Raw genomic sequence first — 16,066 nt, 5'->3', positions numbered from 1 at the left:
GGGCGCGTAACGGCGATGTATGACGCGAACGCTCCTCGTGACCGGGGCGACCGGCACCGTCGGGTCGGCGCTCCGCGACGAACTGACCGAGCGAGACGCGGTCGTCCGCGCCGCGGCGCGAGCGCCGCCCGGAGACGGCCCGGCCGACGAGTGGGTCGCCTTCGACTTCGCGAAACCCGAGACGTGGGGGGCCGCACTGGAGGGGGTCGACGCCCTCTTTCTGCTTCGGCCGCCGGAGATGTCACAGGTCGGTCAGGCCCGCGAGTTCGTCGACGCGGCGGCCCGCGTCGGCGTCGAGCACTGCGCCGTCCTCTCGGTGCTGGGAGCCGACCGGAACCCGCTGTTGCCACACCGCCGCATCGAGCGCCACGTCGAGTCGTCGGGGCTGTCGTATACGCATCTCCGGCCCTCGTTCTTCACGCAGAACCTCCTCGAAGTCCACGGCGACGCGCTGGCACGCGGCGAGATCGCAGTGCCGGCCGGCGACGGCGAGACGAGTTTCGTCGACGCTCGCGACGTGGGGGCCGTCGCCGCCGCCGTCCTCACCGAACCGGGCCACGAAGACGCGGCGTACGATCTGACCGGGCCGGACGCGCTCACGTACGACGAGGTGGCGGCTATCGCCAGCGAGGTGCTGGATCGACCCGTCGAATACACGCGGCCGTCGCTCCCGGCGTTCGTCCTCGGAGAGGTGCGACGCGGCCGACCGCTCGCGTTCGCGCTCGTCATGTCGGGCATCTACACTACGGCGCGCCTCGGTCTCGCCGGCCGGGTGACAGACGACGTAGCGCGAGTGCTCGGGCGAGAACCACGGAGCGTCCGGGCGTTCTTCGAGAACTACGCAGCGGAGTTTCGCGGAGAAGCGGGCTGAGTCTGGAAACCGGTCAGGCGGGGTCGACGGTGAGCGTCAGCGTCAGGTCGGCACCGTCGGCGAGCGCCGCGACGAGGTCGCGGTCCACGTCGCCCGCCGCCGCGTCCGCGTCGACCATCACCGTCCGGTCGTCGACGTAGTCGCTCGTCCGCAGGACGTGGCTTCGCTCGTTCTCGAACGTCATCTCGGGGTGACCCGACCCCGAGACGGTGACGCTGTGGTCGTCGGTTTCGAGCGCCGCCGTGATCGTCGCGCCTTCGTCTCGGCAGGCCGAGACGAACGCCTCGTCGAAGTCGGCGGGGACGGTATCGGCTTCGATGCCGAGGATGCAGTCGCCGGCGGGCGTGAGGAAGTCGTCGCTGGTCACTTCGAGCGTGCTCGCGTGCTCGGCGGAGACGTGTTCGTGGCCCTGCGCGCGGACGACGACTTCGTGAGACATGCGCCACGGTAGCCCGCCGCCGTACTTCAGTGAGACGAATCGGGGCGGACGACGGTGACCGTCACCGCGCCGCACGCGCACTCGTGGGCCTCGCGGCGGCCCGCGGGCGTCTCGAAGACGAGCGCGGGGTCGCCGAGCGGCCGGTCACAGTCCGTGGCGTCACAGGTCGGCGTGGTCGCCTCGTCCAGTTCGCTGAACATGATAGATAAGAGGAACCGAAGCCACCTTAACCTGAGCCGTCCCCGGAGTGAAAGTGAAAGTAACGGACGGCAGCGTGGTATGAGACGGGAGCCGACGATTTCGCATCAGCGGCCGCGAACGCTGTCGTTTTACCGTCAGAACCGACGGACGGAGAAAAGGATATCCCTCCGGGGGACGGGCGATTCGGTATGTCGCTGGAGTGGCGCGGCGCGGCGGTAGCGCCGACCGACGGGATGCCGGAACCGGACGAGTGGGACGCAGTGACGGTGCCGGGTCGACCGTCACAGTTCGCCGGGGCCGACGCCGTGGCCTACGAGACCGCCTTCTCGGACCCGCGCGAGGGCGACGACGCCCACGCGGTCTTGGATCTGCACGGGGCGTACGCTCACACGCGCGTCTGGTGTAACGGCGAGCGAGTGGCCGAGCACGACGCCTACCTCGCGCCGCTTCGGGTCCGGCTACCAGAAGCCGACGAGTACCGGATCGTCGTCGAGTGCCGCGCCCCCGAAGACCACTTCGGCGGCCTCCACGAGACCGCGATACTCCCCGAGGAGCGGTGCGTCCCCGGCATCTGGTGGACGGCCGACCTGCAGACCTATCCCGACCCGTACGTGAGCGCGGTGCGGGCGCGGCCGCGAGTCGCGGTCGAGGACGGGCGCGTCGACAGCGCCGCCGTCGACGTCACCGCCGACGTCGTCACGAACGAGGCCATCGACGACCGGCTCACCCTCTCGTTTCGCCCCGAGGGGAACGCCCGCGGCGGCGGGGCGATGGACCGAACGCGCGTGGACACCGAGCCGGGAGCGACGACGGTTCAGTACACCATCGACGTGCGCGACCCGGCCCTGTGGTGGCCCCACGACCGGGGCGCACAGTCGCGGTACACCGTTCGGGCGAAACTCGACGGCGCGACCGCGAGCGTGACGACCGGTCTCCGTTCGGTCGCCTACGACGACGAACTCCGCGTCAACGGCGAGCGCCTGCCGGCCAGAGGCGTCACGCTGCTGGACCCGACGCCCGAAGACGTCAGACGGGCGACCGCGGCCAACGCGAACCTCGTCCGCGTTCGCGCGCAGGGCGTGCCCCCGTCGGTCGCCGACGCGTGCGACGAACACGGCGTCCTTCTCTGGGCCGACCTGCCGCTCTCCGGTCCCGGCGAGTTCGACGCCGACCGCGGCCGAGAGCTGGCGGCCCACCTCGTCGAGAGCAACGGTCATCACCCGAGCCTCGCCGCGGTCGGCGTCCACGACGAACCGGTCGAGCCGTACGCCGACGGCCTCGGTTCCGGGGTACTCGACCGCCTGCGCTTTCGCTTTCGCGCGTGGCGAGCGAGCTACGACGACGCGCCCGCCCGAACCGTCGCCGACGCCGTCGACGGCGTACCGACCTTCCCCGTGATGGGACCGCCCGGCATCGACCCCGACGCGGTCACGCTGTACCCCGGCTGGCAGTACGGCGCGGCGGCCGACTGCGCGTGGCTCTGCGATCACTACGGCGTCGGGAGCGTCGTCGCCGGGTTCGGGGCCGGGTCGCTGGGGACCGATGGCAGCGCCGAGGACAGAGACGCCGTCCCCGCGGCGTTCGACCACACCGTCCACGACGACGCCCACCTCGGCGGCGACGCGGCGACGTCACAGGCCACGCAGGCGCGCGTCGTGCAAGCGGTCGCCGAGCAACTCCGCCGGCGCGGGAGCGACGTGGCGATCCTGGATAGCCTCAGAGACGCCGCCGACGCGGGGATGGGCGTGCTCCGGTCGAACGGGACCGAGAAACCAGCCTACGGTACGCTGACCGACAGCTACCAGCCGACACAGGCCGTCCTCACCGATCCGACGCCGGGCGAGAGCGACGTCTGCGTGGTCCACGACCGGCCGACGGAGACGACGGTCACCGTCGAGTGGGACCACAACGGCGATCGGACGCAGGAAGAGCAGGCTCTCGGAGCGTTCGACCGCGTCACCGTCGGGTCGGTGACGCTCGCCGAGGGCGACGAGCTCACGCTGGCCGTCGCCGTCGACGAGAACGTGGTGAAAAACGAGTACGCCATCGGCCACAATATTTAAGCTATCTCGGAAGCGTGTTAATCCTTCACTCGCCCGTAGACGGGTGTGTGAGGGGTCGCCACGGTATTCGGTGCACCGGAATATTTAAACGATATCCCCCGGTACTAGCGGGTACCAGAACGCTCACGCGTTCAGGCAGTATCGCGTCGTGCCCAACATGAGAGGGAACCCTTGTTATTGGTGCCAGCCCCTCAACAGCGACGGGCCTGTCTGTGCGAGAGCGGTGATGGCATAGAGGTTTCAACAATGGTAGACTCGATAGACGAATCAAAGAACGTCACAGTAACCGAAGAGGATCTCGAAAACAAATCCAAAGGCGAGCTCATCAAACTCGCCGGCCAGCTCCGCGACCGGCGCAACGAGCTGAACCAGATGGCCTCCGAGCGGGCCTCCAGCCGCGACGACCTGAACGCGAAGACCCGCGAGAAGGTCGACGAGGCCCAGGAACACCGCGAGAAGCGCGACGAGCTCAACGAGCAGGTCCAGGAGCACAAGGACAAGCGCAACGAGCTCAACGCCGAGGCCAACGAGCTGTTCGACAAGGTCGACAACGTCAAGAACGACCTCGAACTCGACGAGGGCAAGTCCGTCGACGAGCTCAAGGACGAGATCGAAGACCTCGAGTTCAAACAGCAGACCGAAGTGCTCTCCTCGGAGGACGAGAAGGAGCTCATCGAGAAGATCGAGACCAAGCGCGAGAAACTCCAGAACAAGCAGGAGAAACTCGACGAGAGCGGTGACCTCGAAGGGCTCAAGGAAGAAGCCGAAGAGGTCCGCTCGGAGGCCTCGAAGCACCACCAGAAGGTCACGGAACTCGCGGACGAGGCCCAGAAACATCACAACAAGATGATCGAGGCCTACCGCGAGGCCGACGAGATCCGCGACGAGGCCGACGAGAAACACGAGGAGTTCGTCGAGGCCCAGGAAGCGGCCGACCAGCACCACGAGGACTTCGTCCGCGTCCAGAAGCGCCTGCGCGAACTCGACAAGAAGGAAGAGCAGGAAGAGCGGTCCCAGCGCGAGGAGAAGCAGGAGGCCGCGCGCGAGGAGGCAGAGGAGATCTACCAGAAGTTCAAGGAAGGCGAGACGCTCGATACCGAGGACCTGATGAAGCTGCAGAAGGCTGGCAAGCTGTAAGCTCTACGCGCTTTTCTCTCCGTTTTCACGTCCTATAGATGCATCACTGGCTCCTCTCGACACAACCGACCGCGCTATCGCTCGGGACGCTGCTCTCGACGGCTATCGGCGGCGTCGTCTTCGGCCTCGCGCTGGCGGCCCCGCCGGGACCGATGAACGCCGTCATCGCAGAGGAGAGCGCCCTGCGAGGCTGGCGGGCGGGGCTGTTCGCCGGTCTCGGGGCGATGACCGCCGACGCGTGCTTCTTCGTCCTCTCGTTGGTCGGCGTCGCCACCGTCGTCACGGAGACGCCCGGTCTGCGGCAAGTCATGGTCGCCGCGGGCGGCCTCCTGATGCTGTGGTTCGCCTACGGCGCGATACAGGACGCGAACGCCCTCTCTGCGGTGGAGGCGGAACCGGACGGCGCGAGTCGCGGGTTCCGGAAAGCGCTGGTGCTGGCGCTCACGAACCCGTATCAGGTGGTGTTCTGGCTCACCGTCGGCGTCGGGCTCTTACGACCCGGGACGCTCGACGTGCTGTCGTCGCTCCCGCTGATCGGCAACGAGACCGCCGGGCTGCTCGTCGTCCGAACCGGCCACCCCGTGTTGCTCGGGGGGCTGTTCGGCGGAATCGTCCTCTGGATCACGGGGTTTCCGGCGGCGATCGTCGCCGCGCGCGAGCGCGTCGAACGGCTCGCGCCGGCGGTCGCGTGGGCGAGTGCGGCGGTGCTCGCCGTCTTCGGCGTGCTCTTTCTCGCGCAGGCGCTCGGACCGGCAGTCGAGTGGGTCGGCTCGGTACTGTCGTACCGGCCGGGGCTGCTCGCCTGATTCAGGAGTCGCCCATCCCGGTCGCGACGTCGTCTAGGCTCTCCTCCGTGTTCATCTCGGTGACTTCGGCTTCGAGCCACTCCTGGAACCACCGCGCGCGCTTGAGCCGCTGGTGGGCTATGGACTCCGCGGTGTCGCTCCGGACGCGCTCTTCGGCGTCTTCGCCGCGCTCGATGACGCGGTCGACCATCTCCGCGGCGTCCATGTGCGTTCTCGACTCGTAGCCCATCCGGAGGAGCATGAGCGCGGCGCCGTTGGCACCGACCTTATCGAGGATGTCCGCCTCGATGAGACACTGGGTCTCCAGCGGGAGGTTCGAGAGGTCCCCTTGATAGGAGTGATCCTCGATGGCGCGACACACCTGATCGACGAACGATTCGGGGTAGTCACCGTGTGCGGAGAGGTACTCGCGCGCGATGCGGGCGCCGGCCTCGGCGTGGACGTCCTGTTCGACCTCCAGTTTCGCGATGTCGTGAAAGAGCGCCGCGACGCGCGTTACGTCCACGTTCGCTCCTTCCTTCCGGGCGATTTCGGTCGCGATGTCGACCACGTTGAGGATGTGGTTGAACCGGTACTCCGCGGAGTGCCACGGGTACCAGCGCATCCGGCCGCCCTCCTCTTCGTTCTCGACGCTGGCAGCGAGATAGTCGTGAACGAACGCTTGCATCGCGTCGAATTCCGCATCTGAGACGGGCGACTCCTTAATCTCGACGCCCACACCACCACCTCCGGCGATAGGTTCCGATACTCATCTTACGGATAAGAAGGTGCGTTCGACTCTTTAGCGTTACGACAAGACTAATCCCGACGTTCACACGACTGGCGGGCGTGAAATCATCGAGAACAGGTCGAAGAACCGCCAAGACGAAACCGATGGCTGAGCGAGCGAGCGACGAGACCTGAACCGATCGGGCAGTCCGTCGGTCCGCGGGTGCGCTCACGGGGGACCTCGGCAGGCGGCCGGGGGCGAACGCTTCCGGCCGACAACAGTAATTACGTTCCGACACCATATGTCCGGATTAGACCTATACAGTCACCTCTGTATCCGAGATTTGTTCGTCAGTCTCTATTTCGAGTCTTTCGTGAGAACAGACAGTTACACTTTTGAGAGAGATCAGTCCGCCGATGTGGCGAGACCCGACAACGATATGTACGTTTATACCGGTTCCCTACGATTAACCGTGCATGAACGTTCGACCGGCTTCGCCAGCCGATGGACCGGCAATCAGGGACGTCGCGCGGCGGTCACTGCAAGCGTCGTACTCGCTGGGACCGCAGGCGATCACCAGCGCCATCGAGGAGTGGTACGACGAGGAGCAACTCGAGGCGACGCTGGCCGACGGGGATCGGCTCCTCCTGGTCGCCGACGACGACGGGCAAATCGTGGGCTTCTCCGAGAGCGTCCTCGCGGCCGACAACACCGGGACGCTCCTGTGGCTACACGTCGACCCGGCCCATCGCGGCGTCGGGAACGCGGCGTCGCTGTTCGAACGGACCCGCGAGCAGCTCCGCGAACTCGGCGCGGCGTACCTGCAGGGACGCGTCCTGGACGACAACGTCGACGGCAACACGTTCTACGAGGAGCAGGGCTTCGAACGTGCCGGCTCGGAGGAGATCGACATCGCCGGCCACACCTACGTCGAGAACCTCTATACGGAGAGCGAACGGTGGGGCCGCGAGCCCATGGAAACCGACGAGGGTCGAACCGTCTACGTCGACCACGACAACCACGAGCGGGGCTCGATCGCGCCGTTCCACGTCGTCTACGGCGGCGAGGACGCCGAGGACCGATACGGCTACTTCTGTAGCAACTGCAACACCCTCGCCAACGCCATGGACTCGATGGGCCGCATCGAGTGCGACAGCTGCGGGAACGTCCGGAAACCGCTCCGCTGGGACGCCGCGTACCTCTGAGCGAGCGGCGACGGCGGATCGAAGCGGGCTCCGTTACGTCCGACACAGAACTCGAGGTCGAAGGCGCTCTCCTTCGGTACTCTACCGGGACAGAGAGATATGGACAGCGAGACAGTGGGAACAATCGCGCGACGGTATCGGTGGGCGATCTGAAGCGTGTGAGACGACACGTTTCCCGACGGCGACTGCGTGGAGAATCGGGCCGACGAACCGGGGGAGTTCGTCCGTGAGCGCACAGAGGTGCCGAGGCCGGAGGTCGTTCTCAATGGGTTCGGCTCGTTCCGACGCCCCTCTCCGCTCCGTTCTCGAATTGCCACGCTCCCACCGGAACACACTACGATTACCAGTTCGGAGGGGGTTACGTGACTGGTCTCGTCGACGAGGCCGACCCGGACGGCCGCGGCGTCGAGGTAATCGAGCGTCGGCTCTAAGCGCTAGACGAGCGACTCACCTGACCGACGACGGTACCGCCCGCTCGTTGGTTCGCGGATTCGGACCACAGCAGTCTCGTCGAAGCGCCGCTCTCTCGCTCGGATACGCTCTCGGACACTATTTGCTCGCAGCGAAGGAGTCCGGGCGGCTTTCGCATCGAATGCCGCTGGTTCGCCGCACGTTTTTTGTGGGAGTACTGATTAGCGTAGGTATGGCCCGGGTTCGTCACGTGCTGGTTCCTATGGGCAACACCGAGCGATCCGAGCGGGCTCTCGTATTCGCCCTCGAGGAGTACCCCGAGGCGAGAATATCAGTTATCCACGTGACCGAGTCCAGTGATCCGCTGGGGTTGTTCGGACGGCGCGAGGTCGAGGACTATCTGATCCCAGACCGCGGAGGCGGGTTAGAGGACGAATTGGTTCCCGATGGGAACTCGTTCAACCGGGCACAGCGAAAACGGGCAGAGCAGGTGTTCACTCGCGCCTGCCAAATCGCAGACGACTACGGGCTAGACGTCGAACTCATCGTCAGGTCGGGCGACGTCGTCGAGGAGATCCGCTCGTACGCTGACGCCGAATCGGTCGATCGTATCGTCATCGCGGACCATCAGCCCACGGGCGTCCGACCGCGGATTCGCGGCGTCTCGGCGTCGATCGCGAGACACGCAGCGCCGCCCGTTACGATGGTCGGGTAACGTACTCGAAGCGTGCGACGATATCTGCCGCCGGCAGCGACGCCATACGGCCCTTAGGTGACGGGATTCGTAACGGCTGGATGGCGGAAGAACGCGATGAGACCCCACATTCCCGCCGCGACGAGCATTCCCACCGCGGAGAGCAGCATATCCATCGACAGGAACGTGACGCCGAAGACCACCTTCAGAAGAGCGGCGGGGATGCTCGTCGCCCACGGGACGCTGGCCGATTTGTTGCTGAGCGTCGGGTAGAGCACTCCGACCGTGATGGCGGCACCGGTGAGGAAGATGATATCTTGCCAAGCCATCAGTCTCCTCCTCCTTTCGGTCGGCAAATCGCTGAGAGGACCATATTCAAACGACATCCCTGACGACGATATAAACCTTCTCGAACGACCATCTGACAGTACTGCGCTTACTCCATGCGGAGGAGTTGGAGTGCCTGTCGAACGTGGTACTCGATTTCGTCCGCCCCTTCAGCCGCTAACGCCTGTTCGAGGTGATCGACTGCGTTCTGTAAGAGAGGCCCTGATTCGCTCATTAACTATATATATTACCGAATGTATAAATGCCTATTGAGGATATGGGTGACCGTAGTCGATAGCACAGCTATCGAACGGCTGTTTTACGCGACGGGCTACCTACGTGAGAGAAGTTCAACAGAGACGAGAGAACGGCACTCTAGTGGCGCATAATACCGTCATATGCCTTACCGTCGGCTGATGCTATCGGCGGTATACTCTTCGGAAAGAAGGATTCGTGCTACTTTGGATAGAGTCCGGGCGGGTTCGAACCGCGAGGACTTCGCTTCGCTCGTCCCCTGAATTCGAATCCACCGTCCGCTATTCGTGCTCACTTCGTTCGCACAGAATAGTCCCGGGCGGATTCGAACCGCCGTCAAGGGCTCCAAAGGCCCTTATGATTGGCCGCTACACCACGGGACTTCACTACGTTCGTCCGTGAGATTCGCAATCTCTGCGAGACCGCTCACCACCACGGGACTTCAGATAGACCAACCGACGGAGGACACTTGAACGCTTCGAGACTCAGTCGCTGACGGCTTCGGCTTCGGTTTCGAGCAGTTCGCAGACGTCGTCGTCGGCGTTGAAACAGTCGGGACACTGCGGTTCGCGGTCGATGATCGTGTCGAGACGCTCGGCCACCGTCTCGTCGATGACGCCCTCTAACTGCTTGGCTTCGGTGCGGAACTCCTCGACTTCCAGCACCTCGACGAGGAACCGCTCGATGATACAGTAGTTCTGGAGCGCGTCGCGGGCCTGCTGGATCCCCTCGTCAGTCAGGTCGACCCCCTTGTACTTCTCGTGCTCTAAGAGGCCGCGCTCTTCGAGCTTGCCGATCATCTCGTTGGCGCTCGCGGGACTCACGTCCAGCAGATCCGCGATCGCGCCGGTGGAGGCGGGACCGTCCTCTTGCTGTTGGGTGAGGTAGATGGCTTTCAGATACTGCGCCTGGGTGTTCATCGTCGTTCCTCCATGAGTGTGGTCACTTCCTCGGCCCCCTCGGCCTCCTCCTCGCGGATGGTTCGCAGGACGTCCAGCAGTCGGTCGCGGTCGACGTTGAACGACACCTCCGAGGCCTCGATCGCCTCGATGAGGTCGTCGTAGAACTTGTAGGCGGTCTCCTCGTTGCAGAGCTGGTCGTAGAGAATCCCGTCGAAGTCCTCGTCGCTCTCGTACTGGGCCTCGACGAGCGTCTGTATCTCCTCGAAGGCGACCGTCTCGGCTTCGAGGTCGTCGACGAGCGCTTCGAGGCGGCGGCGGTGGTCGGCGGACTCCGCGGCGGCGTGGTCGAGCAGCTCGCCGATCGCCGGGTCGAGCGTCTCGCCGGACTCCTCGGCGTGTTTCGAGGCGCGGGCCTCGACGACCTCCTCGAGGACGATGCCGATCTGGAGCAGCCGCGCGAGCTGGTGGTCCGATGCGACCGGCTGGGTCAGACTCACGGCGTCACCCCCGAACGTGGCGATGCAGTCATGTGGACACGTCGGAGAGGGCGAAACTTAAGCCGTTCCCTGTCGGGTCCGGCGCGCCGGTACTTTTAGCCGCGCGGGAGAACACGTGGGAAGTGACCAGCAATGACTGACCATCCCCAGTGGTATCGCGACGCGGTCATCTACTCGCTCGACGTGAAGACGTTCGCCGACGGGAACGGGGACGGCATCGGCGACTTCGTCGGTCTGCGCGACAGACTCGACTACCTCGACGACCTCGGGGTGACCTGTCTCTGGCTATTGCCTTTCTACCCCAGTCCGTGGCGGGACAACGGCTACGACGTCGCCGACTACTACGGCATCGACGAGCGCCTCGGGACGATGGGGGATTTCCGTCGGTTCCTCGACGAGGCCCACGACCGCGGGATGCGCGTGCTCGCCGACATGGTGTTCAACCACACCTCGACCGAGCACCCGTGGTTCCAGCGCGCCCGCAGCGGCAACGAAGAGTATCGGGACTACTACCTCTGGACGGACGACCCCGAAAGCGCGCCCGACGTGCAGAACATCTTCCCCGGCGAGGAAGACAGCGTCTGGACCTACGACGAGGCCGCCGACGCGCACTACTACCACCAGTTCTATCACTTCCAGCCCGACCTGAACGTCTCGAACCCCGCGGTGCAAGACGAGATGGAGCGCGTCCTCCGGTTCTGGACCGAACAGGGCGTCGACGGATTCAGAATCGACGCCGCGACGCCGATGATCGGACCGAAGGGAGCCGAACCGGTCAGCATCGACGACCCGCACTCGCTGTTCAGACGGATGAAGAGCACCGTCGGCGACGTCGACGAGGAGACGGTCCTCCTGGCCGAGGCCGACGACGAACCCGCCGAACTCAAACGCTACTTCGGGACCGGTGACGAGTTCGACCTGCTGCTGAGCTTCGTCTCGAACGCCCACCTCGTCTGGGCGCTCGTCGACGAGAACGCCGACCACCTCGGCGAAGCCTTCGACCGGCTGCCCGATTACGACGAGATCGTGGAGCACGGCCAGTGGGCGAACTTCCTGCGGAACTTCGACGAGTTGAACCTCGGGCCGCTACCTCGTCGGGAGTTCGACCGCGCGTTCGAACGCATCGGAGCCGACCCCGACACTCGCCTCTACGGTCGCGGCGTCCGCCGCCGGCTGGCCCCGCTCTTGGACGGCGACCCCGACCGCATCGCCTGTGCGACCAGCCTCTGTTTCGCGCTCCCGGGAACGCCGGTCGTCGTCGCCGGCGACGAGATCGGGATGGGCGACGAGCTGTCGCTGCCGGGTCGCGACGCCGTCCGGACGCCAATTCAGTGGACCGACGACCCCACCGGCGGGTTCTCGACCGGCGACGCCGAGACGCTCTTCAGACCGGTCGTCGAGGGAGAGTACGGTCCCGAATCGGTCAACGTCGCCGCCCAGCGCGAGCACCCCGATTCGCTGCTGGCCCGCGTTCGCGAGATCATCGCTACCCGAAAGGCCTGTCCGGAGCTCTCCCGCGGCGAGCAGTCCGTCGTCGAGACCGAGGACCCCGCCGTCTTCCTCCACCGGAGCGACTGGGGCGAGACGACGCTGCTGACGGCCCACAACGTCGGTAGCGACCCGACGACTGTCAGTCTCGACGCCCCCGACGACGTCGTCACGCACCTGCTCGGTCCCGGGGAGTACTCGCTGGACAGCGACACGGTGAGCGTCGAACTCGGCGGCTACGAGTACTGCTGGCTCCGCCTCGGCCGGCCGCGGACGCGGTCGGCGTAGTCGCGACTAGCGGGATCAGAAGACGGGAGAAGCGCAGAAGACGACGAGCCACAGAGAGTAATCAGACGATTACTCTCGTAGACGCTCGTAGATGAGCTGATCCAAGTCGTCGCGGAGCTCGTCGACCTCGACCTCGTCGAGGACGGGGACGAAGAAGCCCTCGACGAGCATGTTCTTCGCCGCGTCGGGGTTGACACCGCGTGAGGTCATGTAGAACATGTCCTCCTCGTCGACCTGACCCACCGTCGCGGAGTGGGAGGCCTCGGTGTCGTGGTTGTTGATGATGAGCTTCGGCGACGCGTCGGCCTCGGATTCGTCCGAGAGCATCAGCGTGTTCTCGCGCTGGTACGAGGAGGTGTCCCACGCCTCGCGGCCGACGTCCTGGACGCCCTCGTAGACCGAGCGCGCCTCGTCGTCTAAGACGCCGCGCGTGACGAGGTCGGCGACCGTGTGTTCGGCCTCGTGCCAGACGCGGCTGGCGATGTCGAAGTGCTGGTCGTCGTGACCGAAGAACGCGCCGACGATCTGGGACTCCGAGGAGTCGCCGAGCAGGCGCGTCTCGACGTTGCTCTTCGTGAGTCGCGAGCCGATGTTGCCGTCGATCCAGTCGAGCGTACCGTAGGTGTCGGCGTGGCCGCGCTTGACCTGATAGTTGTAGGTCCCCTGAGAGAGGTTCTGGAGCGTGCCGTACTGGACGTAGGCGTTCTCGCCGACGGACGCCTCGACGACGCCGGAGTAGTACTGGTTGCCCTCGACGGTGTCGCCGTTCTCCTGCCGTTCGAGGATGGTGACCGAGGCGGACTCCTCGGCGACGACGAGCGTGTAGTTGAACAGCGACTGGCTGTTCATCGTCGTCCGGATCTTCACGTCCTCGGCGTCGACGCCCTCGGGGACGTAGACGACGGTCCCGGCCGAGAACAGCGCCGTAGAGAGGGCGGTGAGGTAGTCTCGTTGCGGGTCGACGACGCTGCCGAAGTGGTCTTTGACGAGGTCGCCGTGCTGGTCGAGCGCTTCGGACCACGAGAGGACGTCGACGCCCTCGGCGTCGATGCGGTCCTTGTCCTGTGCGTAGTCCAGCGGGTCGACGAGCGACTCGTAGTCGAGCGCGTCGAGGTTCGTCCACTTGCGGCCGGGCGTCTGGATGACGTCGGGCATCTCGAGGTCGTCGAGCGCCGCGAGCGCCTCTTTGCGCGTCTCCAGGAGCCACTCCGGCTCGTCCAAGTCCGACGATATCTGTTCGACCTGGCTCTCTGTGAGATCTGCGTGTACCTGCGTGCTCATGGTTATCCGAGCGAGCCCTCCATCTCCAGCTCGATGAGGCGGTTGAGTTCGACCGCGTACTCGATCGGCAGTTCCTCCGTGATGGGTTCGATGAACCCGGCGACGATCATCTGCTTGGCGTCGTCGTCGTCCAGTCCGCGCGACTGGAGGTAGAAGACGTCCTCGTCGCCGATCTTGCCGACGGTCGCCTCGTGGGCGACGTCGACCTTCGACTCCTGGATCTCCATGTACGGCATCGTGTCGGAGGTGGAGTCGTTGTCGAACATCAGCGCGTCACACTCGACGGACGTGGAGGAGTCCTCCGCGCCGTCGGCGATGTGGACGAGCCCGCGGTAGTTCGTGCGGCCGCCGTCCTTCGCGATGGACTTGGACTCGATGGTGGACTTCGTCTCGGGCGCGTTGTGGTAGACCTTCGCGCCGGTGTCGATGTCCTGTCCCTCGCCGGCCATGGCGATGGTGATGTGGTTGTCCGTCGCGCCGGGGCCCTTGAGGACGGTGGAGGGGTACAGCATCGTGGCCTTCGAGCCCATGCTGCCCGAGACCCACTCCATCGTGCCGTCGGCCTCGCAGATGGCGCGCTTGGTGTTGAGGTTGTACGTGTTCTTCGACCAGTTCTGCACGGTCGAGTACTGGACGTGGGCGTCCTCGCCGACGAACACCTCGACGCCGCCGGAGTGGAGGTTGAACGCGGAGTACTTCGGGGCGGAACAGCCCTCGATGTAGTGGACCTCGGAGTTCTCCTCGGCGATGATGAGCGTGTGCTCGAACTGGCCCATGCCCTCCGAGTTCATGCGGAAGTACGCCTGCACGGGCATCTCGACGGTGGTGTCCTCGGGGATGTAGACGAACGACCCGCCGGACCAGACGGCACCGTGGAGCGCCGCGAACTTGTTGTCGCTCGGGGGGACGCACTTCGTCATGAAGTGGTCTTTGACGAGGTCTTCGTGCTCCTGGACGGCCTTGTCCATGTCGCAGAAGATGACCCCTTTCTCCTCCCAGCGCTCCTGCATGTTCTGGTAGACGATCTCAGACTCGTACTGCGCGCCGACGCCCGAGAGGGCGTTCTTCTCGGCCTCAGGGATGCCCAGTTTGTCGAAGGTGTCCTGGATCTCCTCGGGGAGGTCCTCCCAGGACTCGGCCCCGCCGCGCGTCTCGATGTCGGGGCGGATGTACGGGACGATGTCCTCGATGTCTACCTCCGAGAGGTCGGGCGCGCCCGGCCAGCCTTCCGGCATCGGCATTTCCTGGAACTGCTCCAGCGCGCGCAGGCGGCGCTCGAGCATCCACTCGGGTTCGTCTTTGTCTTCCGAGATGACCCGGACGGTCTCCTCGGTGAGGCCCTTCTCGGTCTCGAAGGCGGCGTTCTCTTCCTTCTTGAATTCGAAGCGAGCCTCGGTGTCGGTCTCTTTGAGATGGTCTTGATCTGAGCTCATTGTTGTGTATCGGTGTTGGTGTCGTGGACGGAAGGGTGTTACGCGGCCTCGTAAACTTCCTCGCGGATCCAGTCGTATCCCTCGTCTTCGAGCTGCTCGGCCAGCTCAGCGCCGCCGGACTTGGCGATCTCGCCGTCGATCATGACGTGAACGTGGTCGGGTTCGACGTAGTCGAGGATGCGCTGGTAGTGGGTGATCTGGAGGATGCCGGTTCCCTGTTCGTCGCGCAGCGCGTTGATACCGTTCGAGACGTCCTGCAGGCGGTCGATGTCGAGCCCGGAGTCGATCTCGTCGAGCACCGCGATGGAGGGCTCGAGGATGGCGGCCTGGAGGACTTCGTTCTGTTTCTTCTCCCCGCCGGAGAAGCCGGCGTTCAGGTAGCGGGAGGCGAACTTCTCGTCCATGTCGAGTTGCTCCATCTTCTCCTGGAGGATCTCCTGGAACTCGGCGACGCCGACCTCGCCCTCTTCGACGTCTCCTTCCATCGGGGAGGTGTCGTAGCCGGCTTCTTCTTCTTCCTCGTCGGCCTCCTCGTCGTCCTCGAAGAGCTCCTCGCGCTCTTCGAGCTTGGCGTTGAGCGCCGTGCGGAGGAAGTTCACCATCGTGACGCCCTCGATCTCGGCGGGGTACTGGAAGCCGAGGAAGATGCCGAGCGCCGCGCGCTCGTTCGGTTCGAGGTCCAGCAGGTCCCACGTTCGGAGGTCCTCGGGGATCTCGAAGTCCTCGCCGAACTCGTCGTCTTCGAGATGGATGAGGACCTCGCCGTCCGTGACCTCGTAGGCCGGGTGGCCGGCGATGATCTTCGCCGTCGTCGACTTCCCGGAGCCGTTCGGCCCCATCAGCGCGTGGATCTCGCCGGACTCGACTTCGAGGTTCACACCGCGAAGGATGGTCTCACCGCCCTCTTCTGCGACTTCCGCGTGGAGATTGTTGATTTCGAGTACTGCCATAGTGTCTGTTAGGTCAACCGAAAGAAGGTCTGTTTGACCCATCAAGCTTTCGCATTGCAGCGAAATCGAGTTCGGTATATAGAAACAATATTTCTCCGCCGTGAAAATC

At 65.0% G+C, this 16,066-nt stretch carries 17 protein-coding genes and 1 tRNA gene; 7 read left to right on the top strand and 11 right to left on the bottom strand.

Going from position 1 to position 16,066, the window contains the following annotated elements; all coding sequences use genetic code 11:
• Window positions 1-19: 19 nt before the first annotated feature.
• Complete coding sequence (locus EGH23_RS01235) at window positions 20-871, top strand: SDR family oxidoreductase (RefSeq protein WP_220578213.1); 852 nt, start codon at window positions 20-22, stop codon at window positions 869-871.
• A gap of 13 nt (window positions 872-884) precedes the next feature.
• Here EGH23_RS01235 and EGH23_RS01230 read toward each other — a convergent pair whose 3' ends face one another.
• Window positions 885-1,310: a DUF371 domain-containing protein gene (locus EGH23_RS01230; RefSeq protein ID WP_220578212.1), complete on the bottom strand. Its 426-nt coding sequence runs from the start codon at window positions 1,308-1,310 to the stop codon at window positions 885-887.
• A gap of 26 nt (window positions 1,311-1,336) precedes the next feature.
• Complete coding sequence (locus EGH23_RS01225; protein WP_220578211.1) at window positions 1,337-1,510, bottom strand: hypothetical protein; 174 nt, start codon at window positions 1,508-1,510, stop codon at window positions 1,337-1,339.
• 189 nt (window positions 1,511-1,699) lie between these two features.
• Here EGH23_RS01225 and EGH23_RS01220 point away from each other — a divergent pair, with 189 nt between their 5' ends.
• The 3 genes from EGH23_RS01220 (at window position 1,700) to EGH23_RS01210 (ending at window position 5,517) form a co-directional block, all read left to right on the top strand.
• Window positions 1,700-3,574 (top strand): glycoside hydrolase family 2 protein, encoded by a 1,875-nt coding sequence (locus tag EGH23_RS01220; protein ID WP_220578210.1) that lies wholly within the window; start codon window positions 1,700-1,702, stop codon window positions 3,572-3,574.
• 246 nt (window positions 3,575-3,820) lie between these two features.
• Window positions 3,821-4,711, top strand: coding sequence for a coiled-coil protein (locus EGH23_RS01215; protein WP_220578209.1), 891 nt, complete (start codon window positions 3,821-3,823; stop codon window positions 4,709-4,711).
• Window positions 4,712-4,749: 38 nt separating this feature from the next.
• Window positions 4,750-5,517 carry a LysE family translocator gene (locus EGH23_RS01210; protein ID WP_220578208.1) on the top strand — a complete coding sequence of 256 codons (768 nt, stop codon included), beginning with the start codon at window positions 4,750-4,752 and terminating at the stop codon, window positions 5,515-5,517.
• 1 nt (window position 5,518) lies between these two features.
• Here the strand turns inward: EGH23_RS01210 and EGH23_RS01205 are convergent, their stop codons facing one another.
• Window positions 5,519-6,235, bottom strand: coding sequence for an HD domain-containing protein (locus tag EGH23_RS01205; RefSeq protein WP_220578207.1), 717 nt, complete (start codon window positions 6,233-6,235; stop codon window positions 5,519-5,521).
• A gap of 467 nt (window positions 6,236-6,702) precedes the next feature.
• Between EGH23_RS01205 and EGH23_RS01200 the strand changes: the two genes are divergently transcribed.
• Window positions 6,703-7,431: a GNAT family N-acetyltransferase gene (locus EGH23_RS01200; RefSeq protein WP_220578206.1), complete on the top strand. Its 729-nt coding sequence runs from the start codon at window positions 6,703-6,705 to the stop codon at window positions 7,429-7,431.
• Window positions 7,432-8,074: 643 nt separating this feature from the next.
• Complete coding sequence (locus EGH23_RS01195; protein WP_220578205.1) at window positions 8,075-8,557, top strand: universal stress protein; 483 nt, start codon at window positions 8,075-8,077, stop codon at window positions 8,555-8,557.
• Window positions 8,558-8,610: 53 nt separating this feature from the next.
• Here the strand turns inward: EGH23_RS01195 and EGH23_RS01190 are convergent, their stop codons facing one another.
• From EGH23_RS01190 to EGH23_RS01175, 5 genes are all read right to left on the bottom strand, one after another.
• Window positions 8,611-8,865 carry a hypothetical protein gene (locus EGH23_RS01190; RefSeq protein ID WP_220578204.1) on the bottom strand — a complete coding sequence of 85 codons (255 nt, stop codon included), beginning with the start codon at window positions 8,863-8,865 and terminating at the stop codon, window positions 8,611-8,613.
• A gap of 107 nt (window positions 8,866-8,972) precedes the next feature.
• Window positions 8,973-9,098, bottom strand: a complete 126-nt coding sequence (locus EGH23_RS26765; RefSeq protein WP_268899406.1) for a hypothetical protein — start codon at window positions 9,096-9,098, stop codon at window positions 8,973-8,975.
• Between the two features lie 330 nt (window positions 9,099-9,428).
• Window positions 9,429-9,501 (bottom strand) — tRNA-Gln (locus EGH23_RS01185).
• A 102-nt stretch (window positions 9,502-9,603) separates the two neighbouring features.
• A complete protein-coding gene (locus EGH23_RS01180; RefSeq protein WP_162316765.1) occupies window positions 9,604-10,038 on the bottom strand; it encodes a metal-dependent transcriptional regulator in 435 nt (144 codons plus the stop codon).
• A complete protein-coding gene (locus EGH23_RS01175) occupies window positions 10,035-10,517 on the bottom strand; it encodes a ferritin-like domain-containing protein (RefSeq protein ID WP_162316766.1) in 483 nt (160 codons plus the stop codon). Before EGH23_RS01175 ends, EGH23_RS01180 begins: the two co-directional genes overlap by 4 nt.
• Window positions 10,518-10,649: 132 nt before the next feature.
• On the opposite strand from EGH23_RS01175, the gene EGH23_RS01170 reads away from it, so the two are divergent.
• Window positions 10,650-12,293: an alpha-amylase family protein gene (locus tag EGH23_RS01170; RefSeq protein ID WP_220578203.1), complete on the top strand. Its 1,644-nt coding sequence runs from the start codon at window positions 10,650-10,652 to the stop codon at window positions 12,291-12,293.
• 69 nt (window positions 12,294-12,362) lie between these two features.
• On the opposite strand, the gene sufD is transcribed toward EGH23_RS01170, so the two are convergent.
• Genes sufD through EGH23_RS01155 form a run of 3 tightly spaced genes read right to left on the bottom strand, consistent with a single transcriptional unit; the run spans window position 12,363 to window position 15,957 of the window.
• Window positions 12,363-13,574: a Fe-S cluster assembly protein SufD gene (sufD, locus tag EGH23_RS01165; protein ID WP_220578202.1), complete on the bottom strand. Its 1,212-nt coding sequence runs from the start codon at window positions 13,572-13,574 to the stop codon at window positions 12,363-12,365.
• A gap of 2 nt (window positions 13,575-13,576) precedes the next feature.
• Window positions 13,577-15,007, bottom strand: a complete 1,431-nt coding sequence (gene sufB, locus EGH23_RS01160) for a Fe-S cluster assembly protein SufB (RefSeq protein ID WP_220578201.1) — start codon at window positions 15,005-15,007, stop codon at window positions 13,577-13,579.
• A 38-nt stretch (window positions 15,008-15,045) separates the two neighbouring features.
• Window positions 15,046-15,957: an ABC transporter ATP-binding protein gene (locus EGH23_RS01155; RefSeq protein WP_220578200.1), complete on the bottom strand. Its 912-nt coding sequence runs from the start codon at window positions 15,955-15,957 to the stop codon at window positions 15,046-15,048.
• Window positions 15,958-16,066: the final 109 nt, after the last annotated feature.

The sequence above is a fragment of the Haloarcula nitratireducens genome, assembly GCF_019599505.1.
The sequence above is the reverse complement of the archived record's forward strand: the minus strand, read 5'-3'. Positions and strand labels throughout refer to the sequence as shown.

What these genes read in the sequence shown, in the direction of transcription:
- EGH23_RS01235 (WP_220578213.1), top strand. Translation starts at nt 20, where the DNA reads ATGACGCGAACGCTCCTCGTGACCGGGGCGACCGGCACCGTCGGGTCG.
- EGH23_RS01195 (WP_220578205.1), top strand. Translation starts at nt 8,075, where the DNA reads ATGGCCCGGGTTCGTCACGTGCTGGTTCCTATGGGCAACACCGAGCGA.
- EGH23_RS01215 (WP_220578209.1), top strand. Translation starts at nt 3,821, where the DNA reads ATGGTAGACTCGATAGACGAATCAAAGAACGTCACAGTAACCGAAGAG.
- EGH23_RS01170 (WP_220578203.1), top strand. Translation starts at nt 10,650, where the DNA reads ATGACTGACCATCCCCAGTGGTATCGCGACGCGGTCATCTACTCGCTC.
- EGH23_RS01210 (WP_220578208.1), top strand. Translation starts at nt 4,750, where the DNA reads ATGCATCACTGGCTCCTCTCGACACAACCGACCGCGCTATCGCTCGGG.
- EGH23_RS01180 (WP_162316765.1), bottom strand. Translation starts at nt 10,038, where the DNA reads ATGAACACCCAGGCGCAGTATCTGAAAGCCATCTACCTCACCCAACAG.
- sufD (WP_220578202.1), bottom strand. Translation starts at nt 13,574, where the DNA reads ATGAGCACGCAGGTACACGCAGATCTCACAGAGAGCCAGGTCGAACAG.
- EGH23_RS01230 (WP_220578212.1), bottom strand. Translation starts at nt 1,310, where the DNA reads ATGTCTCACGAAGTCGTCGTCCGCGCGCAGGGCCACGAACACGTCTCC.
- EGH23_RS01155 (WP_220578200.1), bottom strand. Translation starts at nt 15,957, where the DNA reads ATGGCAGTACTCGAAATCAACAATCTCCACGCGGAAGTCGCAGAAGAG.
- EGH23_RS01225 (WP_220578211.1), bottom strand. Translation starts at nt 1,510, where the DNA reads ATGTTCAGCGAACTGGACGAGGCGACCACGCCGACCTGTGACGCCACG.
- EGH23_RS01200 (WP_220578206.1), top strand. Translation starts at nt 6,703, where the DNA reads ATGAACGTTCGACCGGCTTCGCCAGCCGATGGACCGGCAATCAGGGAC.
- EGH23_RS01220 (WP_220578210.1), top strand. Translation starts at nt 1,700, where the DNA reads ATGTCGCTGGAGTGGCGCGGCGCGGCGGTAGCGCCGACCGACGGGATG.
- EGH23_RS01190 (WP_220578204.1), bottom strand. Translation starts at nt 8,865, where the DNA reads ATGGCTTGGCAAGATATCATCTTCCTCACCGGTGCCGCCATCACGGTC.
- EGH23_RS26765 (WP_268899406.1), bottom strand. Translation starts at nt 9,098, where the DNA reads ATGAGCGAATCAGGGCCTCTCTTACAGAACGCAGTCGATCACCTCGAA.
- sufB (WP_220578201.1), bottom strand. Translation starts at nt 15,007, where the DNA reads ATGAGCTCAGATCAAGACCATCTCAAAGAGACCGACACCGAGGCTCGC.